Origin of the sequence: Paenibacillus nicotianae (assembly GCF_042681745.1) — a bacterium.
Lineage (GTDB): Bacteria > Bacillota > Bacilli > Paenibacillales > Paenibacillaceae > Saccharibacillus > Saccharibacillus nicotianae.
In genome coordinates this window covers 2,768,977-2,785,096 of record NZ_JBHUGF010000010.1, presented here as the reverse complement: position 1 = coordinate 2,785,096, position 16,120 = coordinate 2,768,977, and the positions used below count along the sequence as shown (strand labels likewise).

Here is a 16,120-nt window from a genome sequence, read left to right as displayed (position 1 = left end):
ATTAGCGGCGACGTAAGCCAAAACGGATCAGGCGGGTAGATACAAAGAAAAGGACGACTATTCCTATAGCGGTAAACACTAATCCTTTCCAAAAGCGAGCGCTTTGTGCACGATTAGCTTCCGACTGTTTGAGTTGTTCTACCGTTTGCGCAAGCAACGCATTTTGTTCAGCCAGACGTGCATTTTCTGTACGGTAAGCTTCTATATTCGATTGAGCTTGATCAAGTTTATTTAATGCCTGATCATACCCTTCTTTGAGTTCATTCACTTCCTGGGGCAAATTCGTAAAAGTCTCAATCCCATTTTTGTAGTCTTCCCACCAACCTGCATGTGCCATCGTCTGGCTTGTGAGTAGCCCGGATAAGACGATAAATCCGACCAAAAATATTCGTAACGGCTGAGTCCTTTTTGGCATTGTGATCCCCCTTTCATTTCATTAGATTTAGTGCAAAGATATCTCATAATAGATATACCCTAATATTACAGTGTTTATAGAAAAAAATACATTTTGATCTAAAGAACCGACTATAGATTCTGAAAAAACATATTTAAAGATGTTTAACTTCAGCCCAATACGGGTAATAATAAGACAGACCAAGAAAAATTTACGGTTCCACCACATACAACACGAAGATTAACTATACTAGGAGTGAAATACAAATGTACAATTCTAACTTTGATCATAATTACAGAAAGATTCAAATTACAGTAAATGGCGAGCCTGTTGGCGACGGTTTGGTATTAGATCGTGTCACTTATGCACCTTTACGTGAAGAAGAAAATCAAGCAGATAAAGCGAATCAACATCAAGCAATATCTTCTATCTAATTATACATGGATATAACGAGTATCACCGATAGACGCGGAGATCCACGACCCGCGGCTTTTTTTATATCTAAAATTATTTTTACGGAGTATATACGAAGACCATAAGCCGTATAATTATTTTTTCTGTAGATAGAGAAAATGGTTATAGGGCTTTTTTGATAAATAAATCGTTAACATAGGTGTAGTAACTGTTTAATATCTATTATAATAAATAAAATAAAGCATTGATTATGGATTGAAGGAGCCCAATACGATGAACACTATGGAGAGCCAGACTGAACTTGAACAAGCATTACAAGAGATCAAAAAATGGGAGAAAAATCAAGGTGGTCTGATGTTTTGGGACAAATTAGGACGTATTCCGTTTATGATTCTTGATAAAATGACCCCGAAAATGATCCGTAACAAATTAGGCGTAGTACTGAATGAATTAGGGCGTTTTATTCAAAGTGGAGGAACCTATCTAATTTCATCCAAAGCAGTATTGCAACGTCTAGCCAAAGAGCAAGGTCAAGCTGATCAAGAGCTAACGATAGCACAAGCATCTCAGTTACCTCTTCAAGTGATGAACAAAACAGCAGACTCTTTATCCAAAAATCGTTCTAACTGGGCGGCGCTTCAAGGAGCAACAACAGGAATCGGTGGTATTTTTACTATTTCAGCAGATATTCCAGCAATGATTGGAATGTCACTCAAAATATTGCAAGAAATTGCTATTTGTTACGGTTATGATCCCAAAGATCCAAAAGAGCGTTTGTTTATTATGAAATGTCTTCAATTCGCTTCTTCTGATGTAGTAGGCAAAAAATCAATTTTGACAGAATTGTCTGATTTTGATCATGCAGATACGTCCAAAGAAGTCTTTTCCCAAATGAAAGGGTGGCATGAAGTAATTACTACCTATCGCGATAATTTTGGGATCAAAAAACTATTTCAATTGATACCTGTTGCCGGGATTGCTTTTGGTGCATTTACCAACCATACTGCACTTGAAAGTGTAGCAGAAGCAGGGAAAATGTTGTACCGCAAACGTCGTATTCAAGAACGTCTGCAAGAGTTACAACAAGCAGAATCAACACCTACTTCATTAGAAAAAATGTAATCAGATAGATCCCATCAAGAAGGTTTTATCTTATAACTATCGATAGCTCATACTTAGTAAAAAAGACAAGCATTCTCCATATGATCGTGGAGATTATGCTTGTCTTTCTCTTTTATACAAAAGCGAACATATGTGCTATAATGAAGGTTGCATAATCTCACCTTGAATAGGTGAAATGTGATTCACAAACTGCACAGGTAAAGAAGTAGAATCTGCCCAATTGGCTTGATCCATCACTTGAAAATGAATATGAGGTTCGCTGGAATTGCCAGAATTACCGCATTGTCCGATGACTTGTCCACGCTTCACTGTATCACCGACTTGTACCTTAATGGAATGTTGACGGAAATGAGCAAGCATACTGTATTCACGATCAGCATGTTGGATCACCACGTAGTTACCTGGAGCTTGTTGTTCATTTATTGTTCCGACAGGAGCATTGTCAGCAATATCATTTACTACTTTAACGATTTGACCATCTGCGGGTGCGGTGACCGGTCTGCCAAATGCAAAGTAACTACGATTCTTTTTCGGATTGCCACGATAAGAAGAGCCATTCTGGGTAACGATGAGATCGTAAGCATAACGTTGATTACGATATTCATAATGGTAATTGATTAATGCGTTAGAGCCACCCCAGATCACTTGCCAGTTTTGCTGAATAGGGGGACTGAATATCGTTTGAGTCTGTACATGATCTGTAGCAGGATACTTGTCCAGCTCATTTACACGTAATCCTAGAATCGTATGATCTGGATACGTAGGCAGTTGATCTGCAAAAACAGCAACGATTCCGCGACGTTGTTGTGGATCTACCCAGACTTTGCGAACGGTATGATCTTGTTTGAGTTCGGATATCGATTGGTAACCCTGTGCACTATCGCCGAACGAAGAAATAACTTTTAGGAAGGTATCCCAAGATACTTCTTTTTTAAAAGCTTGAGACGTTTGAGAATAAATCTGCTCATAGTTTCCTTTGACTAATTCATTAGCTAAATGATCGGGATGAATCGGATACTCTGCTGTATCGCTAGGTGTGACACGTACAGATTGCGAACTTTTATGCATCAGTGATTCTCCTGACTGTATCTTGAATGATGGGGTAGCTACAGATGAAGAAGCCAGATGGTCTGTATTACAACTGGTAAGCATAAGGCTCAATAGTGAACAATATAATGTAATACGGAGCAATTTTGATGATGTTCCCATATGAACGCTCCTTTAAAAGGTGTTGGAAAAACGTTATGTGATTCGTAGATCATATTCTTATAGCTATTTTACTATGAATAATCAGGATAAAAAGGTGAATAGTAAAAATTTAACATTCATCGAACAAATCAAACATTTCATTTACAAAACAACATGAATAACTGGATGTGCTTGGCAGAAAGGAAGATTTTTTTATTATGATGGGTAAATCGCATTTTATTATTAGTACCGGCGTAACTGTTTCTTTGATGACACTTGCAGGTATACCAGTTACATCAGCAGCAGTGGTTGCAGCGGCTGTTAGTTCATTATTACCCGATATCGATGAGCCTAATTCACTACTTGTATCCAAAACATTATCTGAACCTCTACTGCGCGTATTGCAGACAATTATGCTTGTATCGGTCGTATGGATTTTGTGGAAAGGGCTTTTTGGAATGCCGTGGGATATAGGGATTGCAGTAGCCGTCGTGTTTATCGCTTTTTTACCGGTACGTTCTTTGCGCAAATTTGTGATGTTTATGATTGGAGTCGGTATGATTATTTATGGTAGGGATATAGCTCCGTGGAATTATATGGCAGGTAGCTTACTGATTATTTGTACATTTTTACCTCACCGGGGATTGACTCATACCATCTATGGCACAGCCGCATGGTCAGCATTATTGTATGGAACAACTGCTCATCTTGGCAAAAGTATCTGGATTGCTGGTGGAGTTTCGTATTTTCTACATTTGTTAGCTGATTCCTTAACCAACCGAGGCGTAAAATTATTACCACCGCTTAAATGGAGATTGCGTTTTAATCTGATGAGTACAGGAACCAAAAAAGGCGACAAATTTGAAAATATTTGTATCGTGTTAACACTTATTTTGCTAGGAATTGTCTTTTTACCCAAGTTATCAGGGTAGAACGAAAAAAAGTATACACAATCATAAAAGAATCATGCAGGAAGTTCCCTCTTGAGCGCCAATTGATATAGTAAGCAATAAATCTATGACTAAGCGATAGGGGGAAATAGCAATGAGTGAGCAACCAATGAATGAACAAGAACGTGAACTGATGGAAAAGCTGATGGAAGTGCAGGGCGGTGTACATAATTACAGCAGTGAGGAATCCTGGGTTAAGCCAGAAGATCCGTACATTTTGGAACGATTAGAATGGTTCAAAGATCAGAAGCTAGGGCTGATGATGCATTGGGGTCCTTATTCACAGCTAGGGGTAGTCGAATCCTGGGCGCTTAGTGATGATGATGGAGAATGGTCAAGAGACGGCATCGATTGGCAACAAAACAAAGAAGAATTGAAACGAGAGTATTTCGATCTGAACAAAACATTTAATCCGATTCGCTTTCAGCCGGAAGTCTGGGCAGAACTTGCGGCAGAAGGTGGATTTAAATATTTAAATTTTACAACCAAGCATCATGATGGATTTTGTATGTGGGATACACATACAACAGATTATCGTATTACCGGTGCAGATACTCCGTTCCACCAGCATAAATATGCCGATATTGTAGGGAATCTGTTTAATGCTTTTCGAGCAAAAGGATTAGCGATCTCTGCTTATTTCTCCAAAGCTGATTGGCATACGCCATATTACTGGGCAGACGGAATGGAACGCGGACAAGATTCATGGCGCGGGCCTTCATATGATCCTGCTGAATATCCATGGTTATGGGAAAAGTTTGTTCAATTTACTCATGAGCAGATTTTGGAGTTGTTAACGAAGTATGGACGGATCGATGTATTATGGTTAGATGCAGGTTGGGTTAGACCGGGCAAAGGGAATCAAGATATTCGTCTGGGCGAAGTGGTGGAAAAAGCACGTAAACAGCAACCCTGGTTATTGTCAGCAGATCGTACAGTCGGTGGAGCTTATGAAAATATCGTGACTCCCGAGCAGACGGTTCCAGAACATGCGATGTCGATTCCCTGGGAAAGCTGTGTCACGATGGGAACTTCATTTTCTTTCCGTTACGAAGACAACTACAAGTCTGTGCGTGAGTTAGTGCATATGTTAATGGAGATTGTCGCCAAAGGTGGTAATCTAGCATTAAATGTAGGGCCACAACCGGATGGACGTTTGCCAGAAGGAGCTATCGATCGGATCAAAGGATTGGGTGCTTGGCTAAATGTATACGGAGAAGCGGTATATGGAACACGCAGTGTAGCGCCTGTGTATACACAAGGGTGGGCATTTACAGGCAAAGCCGCTCAGCAGACAGTCTATGCTTCATATTTGTATGCTAATGAAGCTATAGTTGTTCCGTCGACTATAAGTATTCCTTATATGGAACAGATCGCAAGTATCGATTTGTTAGGAGAAGAAGTTATCGAAGGATTAGACTTTGAACAAAATGAAGAAGGTATTGTAGTGAAATTGCCTGCTTCTGTAACCGATGTAACGATAGCACCGATAGCTCATGTATTTCGTATTCAACAAGCTTAAAAGGTAATATCGGTCTATACAGCAAAAAAAGAGTGGTTATCCTAAACCACTCTTTTTTTTTGTTCAAATATAAGCTTAAAAACGTATAAAAGAACGTATGTTCGATTAATAATCAAAAAAATAATACATCTCTGGTGGGATGCCGGTTCGTTTGGCAAAAGCTTCGGTCGTTTCTCCTATTCGTTGTTCTTGGCCAACAGTTAATAAAGTAATCGCAAAATAGTTGGCTTGTCGTTCTAATTTACCCGGCCAGAAGTAAGAATGTTCTTCTAAAAAAAAGCGGTTAATGCCTTTATGCAGTCGGTCATGTCCAAGTTCATGTGCACATACGAATCGCTGCCATTGATCCGAAAGCCCTTCATTAATAATAATAAAGCGTCGTCTCAATTTTTTGTAATACAATCCCTTGGTTGATTTCCCAAGATCCATGTAGCGAATATGTATGCCGAGCGCTTCAGCAATTTCAAAAGGGCAATTGGTTTTATATTTGCGGACCAGATGAGCTGCGTTCTCTTCCATCGTTACAAGCCACCTCCGAGCGCTTAATCGAATAAGCGCGACTTCTTCTAGTCTAATAAGAAAGTGATTTTGGCAAAGCAAAACTTCTTTCGTTCAAGCGCCTGGCAGTAAAAGCGCATTTCTTCTATAGAATCATTACGTACTTACTATATATGAGATCAAGTGTTTACTTGGACGTAGAATCATCAGAAGAAAGAGGTTTACGTTTGTTCATTTGCTTGGCTTCCCAGAACAAACCGGTTAATACATCTTTGATCCGTTGCTTGTCTTCATCATCAAGTGGCACTCCATCAAACATTAATTCACCATCTTCCTCTAACATCTTTTTAAAATCTCTTTTATCACGCGAACTTGCCCACTCTGGAATTTGTTCTGCTTCTTCAGGGCGCAAATAACCTGCTTGATCCATCATTTCGGAATAAGAAATAGCTAGTGCTTTAGCTAGTTTTTCAATCGTTTGTGGCTTAGGCACACCACGTCTACCATTTTCGATCCGCGAAATTTGTGAAGTGCTGATGCCGGCGATCTCTGCCAACTGATTAATACTCCAGTGTTTTTGCTCACGTATTTGTTTCAAATATAGACCAAATGAAAGATTATCCACCGACAATACACCCTTTCTATAGGTACACTTGCTAAATATTCAATGAAAGTAAGAACACTTATAATATACCCTAGTATTGCCATTAGGTAAACATACTCTTTTATTTCTTTGCCAAAAGGTATGGGTTCGTAAGCAAAAGCGAGATAACTTATGTTTTTTGTGCGAAAATCGCTTTATTTCCGATTTTACCAATATTCTCCGGTATGATATTGTAAAAATATAAAATACGAACAAAATACGAACAAGATCAATAAATTGGAATTTTTAAAAGGTTTAAAAGATAACAAAAAGTGATTTAAGATTTTTTCATTGCCAAAAGGTAATATTTAAAACACCTAAAGTATTGCCAGGTGGTTGTATTTTTTCAGCTCCGTTCTACTTTATAAATATACTAACCCTATTAAAGGAGTGTTGTCTCATGAATTTATTAACTGCTCTGCCTGAATTAGATCGTCGTCAAACTCGTACTGCTGTAGAAGCGGTATTTGAAAAATATCGGATTTACAAAACGATTACTTTTGAAATGCGTGAAACGTCAGTGACTGCTTCTTATCAAGAACGGATGCATGGCCCGACGAATGTAACTAGCGATTCTACAGCAAATGCGGCTATCTATAATGTCGATACACCAGCCGCTCGTCGTGCTTATTGTGAGCGGGTAGAAGCGATTGTAGAACGCTTGGGCGAACGCGAGCAATTGTTGCTTAAAGAGCGCTATCTCAAATACGATGATGTATTCGATTATAAAGTGTACAGTTATTTGTTCGATCCGCCGATCAGTAAAGACACTTATGTTAAAGTCAGAACCAAAGCTTTTTACAAAATGGCGTTAGCACTTGCCGATACAGGGATGATCAAATTGGATGAATTGATGCCCAAAAAAAATCGTACCCGTCGCAGTACAGAAGTCCCTTATAGTTCATAATCGTTACATCGTTAAATAGATCAATTCGATCATTAGAATCAAGCTAGCTAACCCAACAGTAAAGTGGAATATAGATTATGAATTGTGTTACCTTTAGACAGAACTCAATCGAAATGAGGGAAATCAAATCATGAGCCTAAAAACAAAACCTGCATGGTGGATCAAAGTCGCAACAGCATCTGTGTTGCTTTGTGCAGTAGATATCGTACGTTCTCGCAAAGTCGTCAGTCAATCGTGTCCCCAGGCTATCGATACATCGACAGGCAACCATCCAGTGAAATAAGTAATATTCAATCATATAGAAGTCGTCCCAAACGTTTGCTTACGAGCAGACGTTTTTTTGTTTTTATTATCTATGCTTTTAATAATAGATTTCAGTATTCTATTCGAAATGGAGCGGGATAATGATGTAATAACAGAACGAATATAGCTTGATTCGCTAATAGGGCTAAATTGTTTTCACCTTCATTTATATAGAAGAAAAGAATTCACTCAGGCACAAAAAGCGCTATAAAGCCTTTTATATCAACGAAAATCAAGCATATCGAAAGGGGTTCCAATACATCTCCTTTTTACCGCTGTAAGTCATCTATTAACCGTCCTTTTTTCGTCCGATACACCGTCTCCATTAGGAGAAAAACGAGGTAAGATTGTATTATCGGAAATGAAGCAAAAGGAACACCGCAGGAGCATGAATGCTCCAGAACCCATTGCCTAGGAAAAAGGCTTGCTTGTTATCAGTACTATAGATAAAGCTAAAATAGCGGTGTAAAAATTTCTTATTTCATTTCCGACAGTTTATAACCGAAGGAGGTGAGTATCCTTCTCGGTAAAGGAGGAACAGAATTATGGATGCACAAGAAGTCATCCATCAAGTACAACTGTCTTTGACAACGAAATTTCCTGATGTACCGTTCTATCGTGCTGATCAGCATGAGACACAACAACCACGTATTGAATATCGATTAGTCTCTGTAGATTTTACCAGAGAGCGTAGCGATCGTTTTGTGCGTATGTATACATTAGAAATTCGTTATATTCCTAAGACAGGAGAATCACCAGATCATCATACTGAATCTTTATTTGAAGCTTTAGAAACGATTGGATCTGACAACACATTATGTCGTGCTAGTGAGCTTCGTTGGGATACTGATGATGGAATACCACGTATGCGAGTCAATTATCCTGTGCGAACTGTCAAGCCTCCATTACCAGGTGTATTAATGGGAGAATTGGATCAACATCTTCGATCAGTACCACAACGTTGAGCAACTATAACAAAAGCGTTCCATTCAATTAAGAGATGAAGGAGACAATTTGTATGGCAACAGAAACAACCACGTATCGCAAAGAACAATTTATGCAGGCAAGTCAATTTACACGTTTAGAAAAAGATGTATTAGCTGGCCTTTTAGAAGAAGATAGTGCATACACGATGGAACAAGCAAAAGAACAACTAAACCAATTTATGAATGAGGAGGCCAAATAAATGGCTGGTGGAACATATACTACACAAAACAAAATTCGTCCGGGTGTCTATATTAATTTTGTATCAGAGGGTCAATTACCAGGTACTTTAGGAGAGCGAGGAACAGCAAGTATTGCTTTGAATCTTGACTGGGGTGCTCCTAAAAAAATGGTAACTATCGTGGCAGGTGACAATACTCAAAAAACATTAGGCTATGATTATACTTCTTCTCAAATGATGTTAATTCGTGAAGCACTTAAACGTGCACAGAAATTGATTGTCTATCGTCTAAACGATGGAGAAAAATCAACCGTTAAAGCAGGTGTTTTGACTGCTACTGCTCGCTATGGTGGTATTCGTGGTAATCAATTAACAATTACTGTCGAAAAAAATATTAACAACGAGACGTTATTCGATGTTAGTACTTTGCTAGATGGTTCTAGTGTAGATAAACAAACAGTAAGTAACGCAAAAGAACTGGTAGCTAATGATTATGTTGTATTTGCAGGTGAGGGTGCTTTAACAGCTACTGCTGGGGCTCCATTGGTAGGTGGTACAAGTGCAACAGCAACAAATGCTGATCATACTGCTTATTTGGCAGAACTGGAAGCATTGGAATTTCAAACGGTTGGTTTAATTTCGGATGAAGCTTCCCTTAAATCTGTGTATGCTGCTTATATTAAGCGTCTACGTAATACAGAAGGTAAAAAAGTACAAGCTGTTCTTGCCAACTATCCAAATGCCGATCAAGAAGGTGTAATTAGTGTGAAAAATGGTGTTGTGCTTACAGATGGAACAGTACTAGATGCTAAAAAATCTGTAGCATGGGTAACAGGAGCAACAGCAGGAGCGGCAGTCAATTCTTCCTTAACCTATACAGCATATGATGATGCTGTCGATGTAAACGGCAAATTGACACATTCAGAAACAGAAGCGGCATTGCAAAAAGGTGAATTTGTATTTACGGCTGTGAATGATCGTGCTGTAGTTGAGCAGGATATCAATACATTTGTATCTTACACACCTGAGAAAGCACGTCATTTTGCTAAAAATCGTGTGGTGCGTGTATTGGACAGCATCGGTAACGATATGAAACGCATTTTCGAATCGTACTTTATTGGTAAAGTAAATAACAATAACGATGGTCGTAGTCTGTTCCGTTCGCAATGTATTGCTTATCTGGACGATCTACAAAATATTGGTGCAGTGCAAAACTTTAATGCTCAAACAGATATCACAGTGACTGCTGGCAACGAAGTAGATAGCATTGTTGTTGAATTAAATGTACAACCGGTTGATTCCGTTGAAAAAGTATACATGAAAGTGAAGGTGGTTTAATATGACATTTTTAAAAGCAAAAGATACCATTTCAGGGCAAGAAGGACGCGCATTTGCTACTATTAATAATCAGGTTGAAGAGATGTTTTATATCAAAACATTAGAAGCTACAGTAGAAAAGCAAAAAGCAGAAGTGAAAACACTAGGTAGACGCGGAGTGCAGCATAAAGCTACAGGATGGTCAGGTTCAGGTACAATGACCATTTTCTATATGACTTCACGTTTTCGTCAAATGATGTTGGATTATATGAAAACAGGCGTAGATACGTACTTTGATATTGAAGTCACAAATGAAGACCCTACATCTAGCATTGGATATCAAACTATTACTTTGCGTGATGTTAACTTGGATAGTGTAATTATGGCTTCTTTGGACACAGAATCAGATGCGCTAGAAGAAGAAGTAGCATTTACGTTCGATGGTGTAGATATTAATAACAAATTTGGTACACCTGCTCTATAATGGATTAAATTAATACGGATAACAACGTATTTATAATATATAGATCAATGCCTGATCTTCTCATAATGTGATTCGATACAGAGTCGCAACTATAAGAAGATCAGGTTATTCTATATTCTTTTTCGAACACTGTAAATTAAACTATTACCTAACCTTCAGGAGGAATTATTCATGAGTGAATTAAGCTTATTTTTTGCACAAAACGTATCATCTGACGTGGTAGAAGAATTTATTGTATCTTCACGATTTAAAGATGCAGAGGGTAAAGCAGTATCTTGGAAATTGCGTAGCATGAACGAAGATGAGAACCAGGAGTGTCGTAAAGCCGCTACACGCAAAGTTAAAGGAAAAAATGGGGTATACACACCTGAAATTGATCCGAATGAATATATGGCTAAATTGATGGCTGCTAGTGTAACTTACCCTGATCTTAAAAATTCAGATTTGCAAAAATCTTATGGTGTATTAGGAGCAGAATCTTTACTTCGTAAAATGCTGTTACCTGGTGAATTTGCAGCTTTAGGTGAACGTGTACAAGAATTGAACGGTTTTAACCGCGATATGAACGAATTGGTAAATGACGTAAAAAACTAATCAAAGAGGGCGATAGTGAAGCAAACTTTGCCTACTACGCCCTCCACGAACTCAACATCCTTCCACACGATCTGATGAACATGTCCCCATACGAACGTGCCGCTATCTATGCAATGATCTCTATTCGTGTAGAAGCGGAGAAGAAGGCGCAGAAAAAAGGGAAGAGGCATTAGTGTTATAAGTTAAGGAGGTGGAAAAGTGGGAGATATTAATAATATTGTAAATAAATTTAGTTCAACATTAAAGTCAGCTTCTCTTTCCGCTAGTAATATAGTTATTAAAAATTATAATAAAGCTCAACAAACTTTTTTTGGTACACTGCTAAAATATGAATCTAAATCTTTTAATGATTATTATATGAATGGTGCTATTAGAGGCTATGTAAATATGTCTCAAAAGATAAGCGAAGTTATAGCAAAGCAAAAATCTTTAAATGATAATGTTAGTGAAGGGAGTAAAAAAGCATCGTTATTAGGTTCGGCTTTTCAATCCATTGGGAATGAACTTAATAAAAAAGCTATTGCATTATTTGAGGTGCTTATAAAGCCTGATTTTAGTCAAGCAAAAGCAGCTATTGTTAGTGCAGCAGAAGATCAATCTACAAAACAAGTATTTATAGCTAGATCAGGTAATCCAGAAGTTGGCGGAGCAATGTTTGAACAATTCAAACAGGATGCAATTAACTCAGGAGCAAATGTAAAAGAAGCTTTAAAAGGCGCACAAATATTTATGTCTGGTGCCGAAAATACAGACCAGATTAGAGAACTTAATAATATGACGGTTAGGTTGAAGAAATTATCTGGAGCTGGTCAAAGCGAATCAGAGATAGCTAATGTTATTTATGGAGGTATGCAAGGTAGAACTGCACCTTTAACCGCTTTCAATATCCCAGCAACTGAAGATGAGAGTAACAAACTGCTTGAATTAGGAAAGTCAGGAAATGTTGATGGTTATATCTCAGCTATGAATGAAATTATGAATAAACGAGGTATGACTGAAGAAGCTTTAAAAACAATGATGGACGCACCAACCGAACGTTGGGGAACTTTGATGACTAATTTCAATATGACAATGATTGATATTGGATCAGGGGCATTAGCAGCCTTACTACCATTATTAGATACGTTAAACACAGCTTTTCAAGCAGGTACATTTCAACCTTTCTTTGATATGCTTACTACTGGACTGGCATCGATGGCTGCAGATTTTGTATGGTTGATTACTATGCTTCCAGCAGCTTGGCAAACTGTAGTGAATTCTATTTCTATATTAGGTTTAGTTTTATATAATGTTTTGAATATTATTATTGGAATGATTCCTTTTATTTTAGGATTAGCAGTAGTTTGGGCAATATTGAACGCGGGTATGATTTTAGGTGCTATTAGTGCTATGCAATTTGCTATTGCTCAAAGATTAGCAGCTATTGCAACAAATATAGTTACTATAGCTCAAAGGATATTTAATTTTGTAATGGCGGCTAACCCTATTGGATTTGTTATTGCATTAATCTTTGGTTTGATCACAATGTTTATTGCATTAGCAAGTGTTAGTGGTGGGGTTAAAGAAGTTTTAAGTAATGCTTTTGGCTTTATTATGGATTGTGCTGAGAATGCTGTGAATTTTATACTCGCCGTTATTAATGCAGGAATTAAAGGCATAAATACAGTTTCTGGATTTTTTGCTGATTTACTTGGAATAGAATCGAAAGAAATTCCATTGATTGAGGCTACAGCAGATTTTTCGGGCATTAAAAAGTCAGGTCAAAATTTCATTAAAGATTTTTCAATGGATAAGCTTACAGACTCATTAAGCCTTGATAATTTGCTAGGTAGTTCTCCAAAAATAACCAAAGATACAAGTGCTGCAAGTCAATTCAAGCAGGAATTACCAAAAGGAACCGGAGCTACTATGCCATCTGCCGGCATGCCTTCGACTTCTAGTGCTATGCCAGCGATGTCCTCACCAACAATGCCTGCAACAGTTGATAATGTAAACAATGTAAATAATGTTGGTAACATTGAGGGAACTGTTGATATTTCAAGTGAAGATCTCAAAATGATGCGGGATCTAGCAGAACTCCAAGCAATCCAAAATTTTGTAAGTCTCACTCCTACTGTACAAGTTACTACAGGCGATATTAACAGTGGTGCTGATCTGGATACGATTGTTGGACATATTGGTCGAAAACTAGAAGAAGAATTTGTATCGACAGCTCAGGGGGTGTACATCTAAATGGAAGAGTACGGTTTTTTTCTGAGTTTTAATAATGAGACTGAAGTGATGAGACTTCCTGTAAATCCAGAAAAACTAGAAATCAACGCATCTGGAGATGGGAAATCATACAATATTGTTGATCTAGGTGAGATCAATTCGATTCAGCCTAATAAATTGCGTGAGCTTACACTAGAAAGTTTTTTTCCAGGACAACGCTATCCATTTGTAGTAGGTAATACTTTATATACTCCTTATCATTATGTTGAAATGATCCAAAAATGGATGGAGAAAAAGAAGCCTCTTCGATTTGTATTCTCAGGACTCAATGTACCTGAATCCTCTCTCGATGAGAAAATCAAATTAAATACACAGATTGGAGATATCGAATCTGAACGATTTCGATCAAATGAAGCATTTATGGCGATCAATATGGCCGTCAGTATCGAAAAATTTGATTGGTCCATTGTAGCTGGGGATTCAGGAGATATTCAATTTAAGTTATCTTTAAAAGAATATGTTTTTTATCAAGCATTGAAACTCAAATTTAAAGAAGCTAAAACAGAAGTCAAAAAAAAGCGTGCAGATACGAAAGAAGCAGCAAGTACGTATACGTTAGTAGCTGGTGATTCACTCTGGAAAATAGCTAAAAAAAAGCTAGGTGATGGTAGTCGTTATCGAGAAATTCAAAAATTGAACAAAATTTCAGATAGTGATCTTCGTAGACTTCCTATAGGTAAAGTCATCAAATTGCCGCAGAAAGAGGCAGCTAAATGATTAAACTATATATTGATAATAAAATGGGTAAAATGTGGGATGTCTCTAATATTGTAACTGATATCACTTGGAAAACCAGTCGTACAGGCAAACCAGCTACTCTTGAATTTACACTTGTAAGTGATGGATTATATCAATGGAAAGATTTTGATGTACAAAATGGATATATTGTTCGATTTAGTCATAACTTAAAAAATCTTTTTTATGGATATGTTTTTTCAGTCAGTACAGGTACAGATAATGAGATCAAATTAACGGCATATGATCAAGTACGATATTTATTAGGAAACGATACTTTTGTATTTACAAATGTAACGGCAGACGAAGTAATACGTACTATTGCGGTTAAAAATAATTTACAAATAGGTACACTTGCAAAAGGTAGTTACGTTATTCCTTCTATGATCGAAGATAATAAAAAACTATTAGACACGATCATGAAAGCTCTAGATTATACGTTAGCTTATGGTACACAATTACTTGTTTTCTATGATAATTATGGTCAGCTTACACTAGAAAGTAATACAACCACTGAACCAGTCGTCGTTTTAGGAAAAGGACATTTTTTATATGATTATTCGATTAAGAAGAGTATCGATTCAGATACGTATAATCGCATCAAAATGTACAAAGACAACAAAAAAAGTGGTAAGCGAGAAATTTATATTGATCAAGATAGTCAGAATATTGCAAATTGGGGCTTACTACAAAAATATGAAAAAGCTGAAGATAGCTGGAATGATGCACAAATCAAAGAAGCTTCCGCAAAAATGCTTACACTGTATAATCGTGAACAAGTTAGTTTATCGGTAGAAGCATTAGGTGATCATCGCGTGCGTGCTGGCAAGTTTGTATATATTTTATTAAATGAATTTAAAAATCAAGTGTATCTTGTTGAAGAATGCAGTCACAAATTTTCTGGGGGCGAGCATACCATGTCCCTTGATGTGAAGGTGGTGTAACCAATGTTAGATATTATTCGCAAGGCAAGTCTTGGAGCGGTATCTAATACGAATCCAATGGCAGCTTTGTATGGGACCGTTCTTAGTATTTCACCATTAGAAATCAGCGTAGAACAACGCTTCAGTTTACCTGCTTCTGCATTAGTTATTCCTGAGACTATCTTGAAACTTGGATTACAACCAGGAGATCGAGTATTGTTACTTCGTATTCAGGGTGGACAAAGTTATGTTGTACTAGATCGCGTGGTGGACAGTCTATGATTCCTATTGGTTTACAACTACCACCAGAACAAACAATAGATACTGAAGCAGTCACAATGCCAGGTTTAACCTATCAGGTCGATTGGGAACGTGGTGTGATTACAGGGATGATTGATGGATTAGATTCGATTCGTCAGGCTGTACTAAAAATACTCAATACAGAACGTTATCAATATCTGATCTACAGCGAAGATTATGGCACAGAATGGCAACAGATTCTAGGACAAGATCATTTATTTGTTCGTGCTGAGATTCAGCGTATGATCACAGAAGCGTTACTGCAAGATGATCGTATTGAGCAAATTGTGGATTTTCAGACGTATTGGACATCTGGTGAAGATATTCGAGTGAGCTTTACGGTACAGACGCGATATGGCTCGTTTCAAATTAATGAGGAGGTGAGTTAAA

General features: G+C 37.6%; 20 protein-coding genes. 16 read left to right on the top strand and 4 right to left on the bottom strand.

Annotation, left to right across the window (positions count from 1 at the left end):
* Position 1 precedes the first annotated feature (1 nt).
* A complete protein-coding gene (locus tag ACFSGI_RS16510; protein WP_204825292.1) occupies positions 2 to 415 on the bottom strand; it encodes a hypothetical protein in 414 nt (137 codons plus the stop codon).
* Positions 416 to 660: 245 nt separating this feature from the next.
* Between ACFSGI_RS16510 and ACFSGI_RS16505 the strand changes: the two genes are divergently transcribed.
* Together ACFSGI_RS16505 and ACFSGI_RS16500 are read left to right on the top strand one after the other, a co-directional pair.
* A complete protein-coding gene (locus tag ACFSGI_RS16505) occupies positions 661 to 828 on the top strand; it encodes a hypothetical protein (RefSeq protein WP_204825291.1) in 168 nt (55 codons plus the stop codon).
* Positions 829 to 1,081: 253 nt separating this feature from the next.
* Complete coding sequence (locus ACFSGI_RS16500) at positions 1,082 to 1,930, top strand: EcsC family protein (protein ID WP_204825290.1); 849 nt, start codon at positions 1,082 to 1,084, stop codon at positions 1,928 to 1,930.
* A gap of 135 nt (positions 1,931 to 2,065) precedes the next feature.
* On the opposite strand, the gene ACFSGI_RS16495 is transcribed toward ACFSGI_RS16500, so the two are convergent.
* Positions 2,066 to 2,998, bottom strand: a complete 933-nt coding sequence (locus ACFSGI_RS16495) for a M23 family metallopeptidase (RefSeq protein ID WP_204825289.1) — start codon at positions 2,996 to 2,998, stop codon at positions 2,066 to 2,068.
* A gap of 338 nt (positions 2,999 to 3,336) precedes the next feature.
* Between ACFSGI_RS16495 and ACFSGI_RS16490 the strand changes: the two genes are divergently transcribed.
* Positions 3,337 to 4,050 (top strand): metal-dependent hydrolase, encoded by a 714-nt coding sequence (locus ACFSGI_RS16490; protein ID WP_204825288.1) that lies wholly within the window; start codon positions 3,337 to 3,339, stop codon positions 4,048 to 4,050.
* A 112-nt stretch (positions 4,051 to 4,162) separates the two neighbouring features.
* The gene (locus ACFSGI_RS16485) at positions 4,163 to 5,590 is read left to right on the top strand and encodes an alpha-L-fucosidase (RefSeq protein WP_204825287.1); all 1,428 of its coding nucleotides are present in this window, start codon (positions 4,163 to 4,165) and stop codon (positions 5,588 to 5,590) included.
* 105 nt (positions 5,591 to 5,695) lie between these two features.
* Here ACFSGI_RS16485 and ACFSGI_RS16480 read toward each other — a convergent pair whose 3' ends face one another.
* Positions 5,696 to 6,109, bottom strand: a complete 414-nt coding sequence (locus ACFSGI_RS16480; RefSeq protein WP_204825286.1) for an ImmA/IrrE family metallo-endopeptidase — start codon at positions 6,107 to 6,109, stop codon at positions 5,696 to 5,698.
* A gap of 166 nt (positions 6,110 to 6,275) precedes the next feature.
* Positions 6,276 to 6,713 carry a helix-turn-helix domain-containing protein gene (locus tag ACFSGI_RS16475; RefSeq protein ID WP_204825285.1) on the bottom strand — a complete coding sequence of 146 codons (438 nt, stop codon included), beginning with the start codon at positions 6,711 to 6,713 and terminating at the stop codon, positions 6,276 to 6,278.
* Between the two features lie 418 nt (positions 6,714 to 7,131).
* On the opposite strand from ACFSGI_RS16475, the gene ACFSGI_RS16470 reads away from it, so the two are divergent.
* The 12 genes from ACFSGI_RS16470 to ACFSGI_RS16415 all read left to right on the top strand — a co-directional run bounded on the left by ACFSGI_RS16470 (position 7,132) and on the right by ACFSGI_RS16415 (position 16,119).
* Positions 7,132 to 7,638 (top strand): ArpU family phage packaging/lysis transcriptional regulator, encoded by a 507-nt coding sequence (locus ACFSGI_RS16470; RefSeq protein ID WP_204825284.1) that lies wholly within the window; start codon positions 7,132 to 7,134, stop codon positions 7,636 to 7,638.
* 130 nt (positions 7,639 to 7,768) lie between these two features.
* Positions 7,769 to 7,921, top strand: coding sequence for a hypothetical protein (locus tag ACFSGI_RS16465; protein WP_204825283.1), 153 nt, complete (start codon positions 7,769 to 7,771; stop codon positions 7,919 to 7,921).
* A 565-nt stretch (positions 7,922 to 8,486) separates the two neighbouring features.
* Entirely contained in the window at positions 8,487 to 8,906 is a 420-nt protein-coding gene (locus tag ACFSGI_RS16460; RefSeq protein WP_204825282.1) for a phage tail terminator family protein, read from the top strand.
* A 53-nt stretch (positions 8,907 to 8,959) separates the two neighbouring features.
* Positions 8,960 to 9,127 (top strand): hypothetical protein, encoded by a 168-nt coding sequence (locus ACFSGI_RS16455; protein WP_204825281.1) that lies wholly within the window; start codon positions 8,960 to 8,962, stop codon positions 9,125 to 9,127.
* Complete coding sequence (locus ACFSGI_RS16450; RefSeq protein WP_204825280.1) at positions 9,128 to 10,444, top strand: phage tail sheath family protein; 1,317 nt, start codon at positions 9,128 to 9,130, stop codon at positions 10,442 to 10,444. It abuts the gene before it with no gap.
* A gap of 1 nt (position 10,445) precedes the next feature.
* Positions 10,446 to 10,907, top strand: coding sequence for a phage tail tube protein (locus ACFSGI_RS16445; protein ID WP_069326175.1), 462 nt, complete (start codon positions 10,446 to 10,448; stop codon positions 10,905 to 10,907).
* 171 nt (positions 10,908 to 11,078) lie between these two features.
* Positions 11,079 to 11,501 carry a phage tail assembly chaperone gene (locus tag ACFSGI_RS16440; RefSeq protein WP_069326174.1) on the top strand — a complete coding sequence of 141 codons (423 nt, stop codon included), beginning with the start codon at positions 11,079 to 11,081 and terminating at the stop codon, positions 11,499 to 11,501.
* Positions 11,502 to 11,699: 198 nt separating this feature from the next.
* Entirely contained in the window at positions 11,700 to 13,733 is a 2,034-nt protein-coding gene (locus tag ACFSGI_RS16435; RefSeq protein WP_204825279.1) for a hypothetical protein, read from the top strand.
* Positions 13,734 to 14,489, top strand: coding sequence for a LysM peptidoglycan-binding domain-containing protein (locus ACFSGI_RS16430; protein ID WP_204825278.1), 756 nt, complete (start codon positions 13,734 to 13,736; stop codon positions 14,487 to 14,489).
* Complete coding sequence (locus ACFSGI_RS16425; protein WP_204825277.1) at positions 14,486 to 15,451, top strand: XkdQ/YqbQ family protein; 966 nt, start codon at positions 14,486 to 14,488, stop codon at positions 15,449 to 15,451. The genes ACFSGI_RS16430 and ACFSGI_RS16425 overlap by 4 nt, the downstream gene beginning before the upstream one ends.
* A gap of 3 nt (positions 15,452 to 15,454) precedes the next feature.
* Positions 15,455 to 15,712 carry a DUF2577 domain-containing protein gene (locus ACFSGI_RS16420; RefSeq protein WP_204825276.1) on the top strand — a complete coding sequence of 86 codons (258 nt, stop codon included), beginning with the start codon at positions 15,455 to 15,457 and terminating at the stop codon, positions 15,710 to 15,712.
* On the top strand, positions 15,709 to 16,119 hold the full coding sequence (locus tag ACFSGI_RS16415; protein ID WP_204825275.1) for a DUF2634 domain-containing protein: 411 nt from the start codon (positions 15,709 to 15,711) through the stop codon (positions 16,117 to 16,119). Before ACFSGI_RS16420 ends, ACFSGI_RS16415 begins: the two co-directional genes overlap by 4 nt.
* Position 16,120 lies beyond the last annotated feature (1 nt).

Bases quoted from the DNA above. Each gene is read 5' to 3' on its own strand.
- ACFSGI_RS16455 (WP_204825281.1), top strand. From the start codon at position 8,960: ATGGCAACAGAAACAACCACGTATCGCAAAGAACAATTTATGCAGGCA.
- ACFSGI_RS16470 (WP_204825284.1), top strand. From the start codon at position 7,132: ATGAATTTATTAACTGCTCTGCCTGAATTAGATCGTCGTCAAACTCGT.
- ACFSGI_RS16445 (WP_069326175.1), top strand. From the start codon at position 10,446: ATGACATTTTTAAAAGCAAAAGATACCATTTCAGGGCAAGAAGGACGC.
- ACFSGI_RS16465 (WP_204825283.1), top strand. From the start codon at position 7,769: ATGAGCCTAAAAACAAAACCTGCATGGTGGATCAAAGTCGCAACAGCA.
- ACFSGI_RS16450 (WP_204825280.1), top strand. From the start codon at position 9,128: ATGGCTGGTGGAACATATACTACACAAAACAAAATTCGTCCGGGTGTC.
- ACFSGI_RS16480 (WP_204825286.1), bottom strand. From the start codon at position 6,109: ATGGAAGAGAACGCAGCTCATCTGGTCCGCAAATATAAAACCAATTGC.
- ACFSGI_RS16485 (WP_204825287.1), top strand. From the start codon at position 4,163: ATGAGTGAGCAACCAATGAATGAACAAGAACGTGAACTGATGGAAAAG.
- ACFSGI_RS16505 (WP_204825291.1), top strand. From the start codon at position 661: ATGTACAATTCTAACTTTGATCATAATTACAGAAAGATTCAAATTACA.
- ACFSGI_RS16420 (WP_204825276.1), top strand. From the start codon at position 15,455: ATGTTAGATATTATTCGCAAGGCAAGTCTTGGAGCGGTATCTAATACG.
- ACFSGI_RS16440 (WP_069326174.1), top strand. From the start codon at position 11,079: ATGAGTGAATTAAGCTTATTTTTTGCACAAAACGTATCATCTGACGTG.
- ACFSGI_RS16430 (WP_204825278.1), top strand. From the start codon at position 13,734: ATGGAAGAGTACGGTTTTTTTCTGAGTTTTAATAATGAGACTGAAGTG.
- ACFSGI_RS16415 (WP_204825275.1), top strand. From the start codon at position 15,709: ATGATTCCTATTGGTTTACAACTACCACCAGAACAAACAATAGATACT.
- ACFSGI_RS16510 (WP_204825292.1), bottom strand. From the start codon at position 415: ATGCCAAAAAGGACTCAGCCGTTACGAATATTTTTGGTCGGATTTATC.
- ACFSGI_RS16460 (WP_204825282.1), top strand. From the start codon at position 8,487: ATGGATGCACAAGAAGTCATCCATCAAGTACAACTGTCTTTGACAACG.
- ACFSGI_RS16490 (WP_204825288.1), top strand. From the start codon at position 3,337: ATGATGGGTAAATCGCATTTTATTATTAGTACCGGCGTAACTGTTTCT.
- ACFSGI_RS16500 (WP_204825290.1), top strand. From the start codon at position 1,082: ATGAACACTATGGAGAGCCAGACTGAACTTGAACAAGCATTACAAGAG.
- ACFSGI_RS16495 (WP_204825289.1), bottom strand. From the start codon at position 2,998: ATGCATAAAAGTTCGCAATCTGTACGTGTCACACCTAGCGATACAGCA.
- ACFSGI_RS16425 (WP_204825277.1), top strand. From the start codon at position 14,486: ATGATTAAACTATATATTGATAATAAAATGGGTAAAATGTGGGATGTC.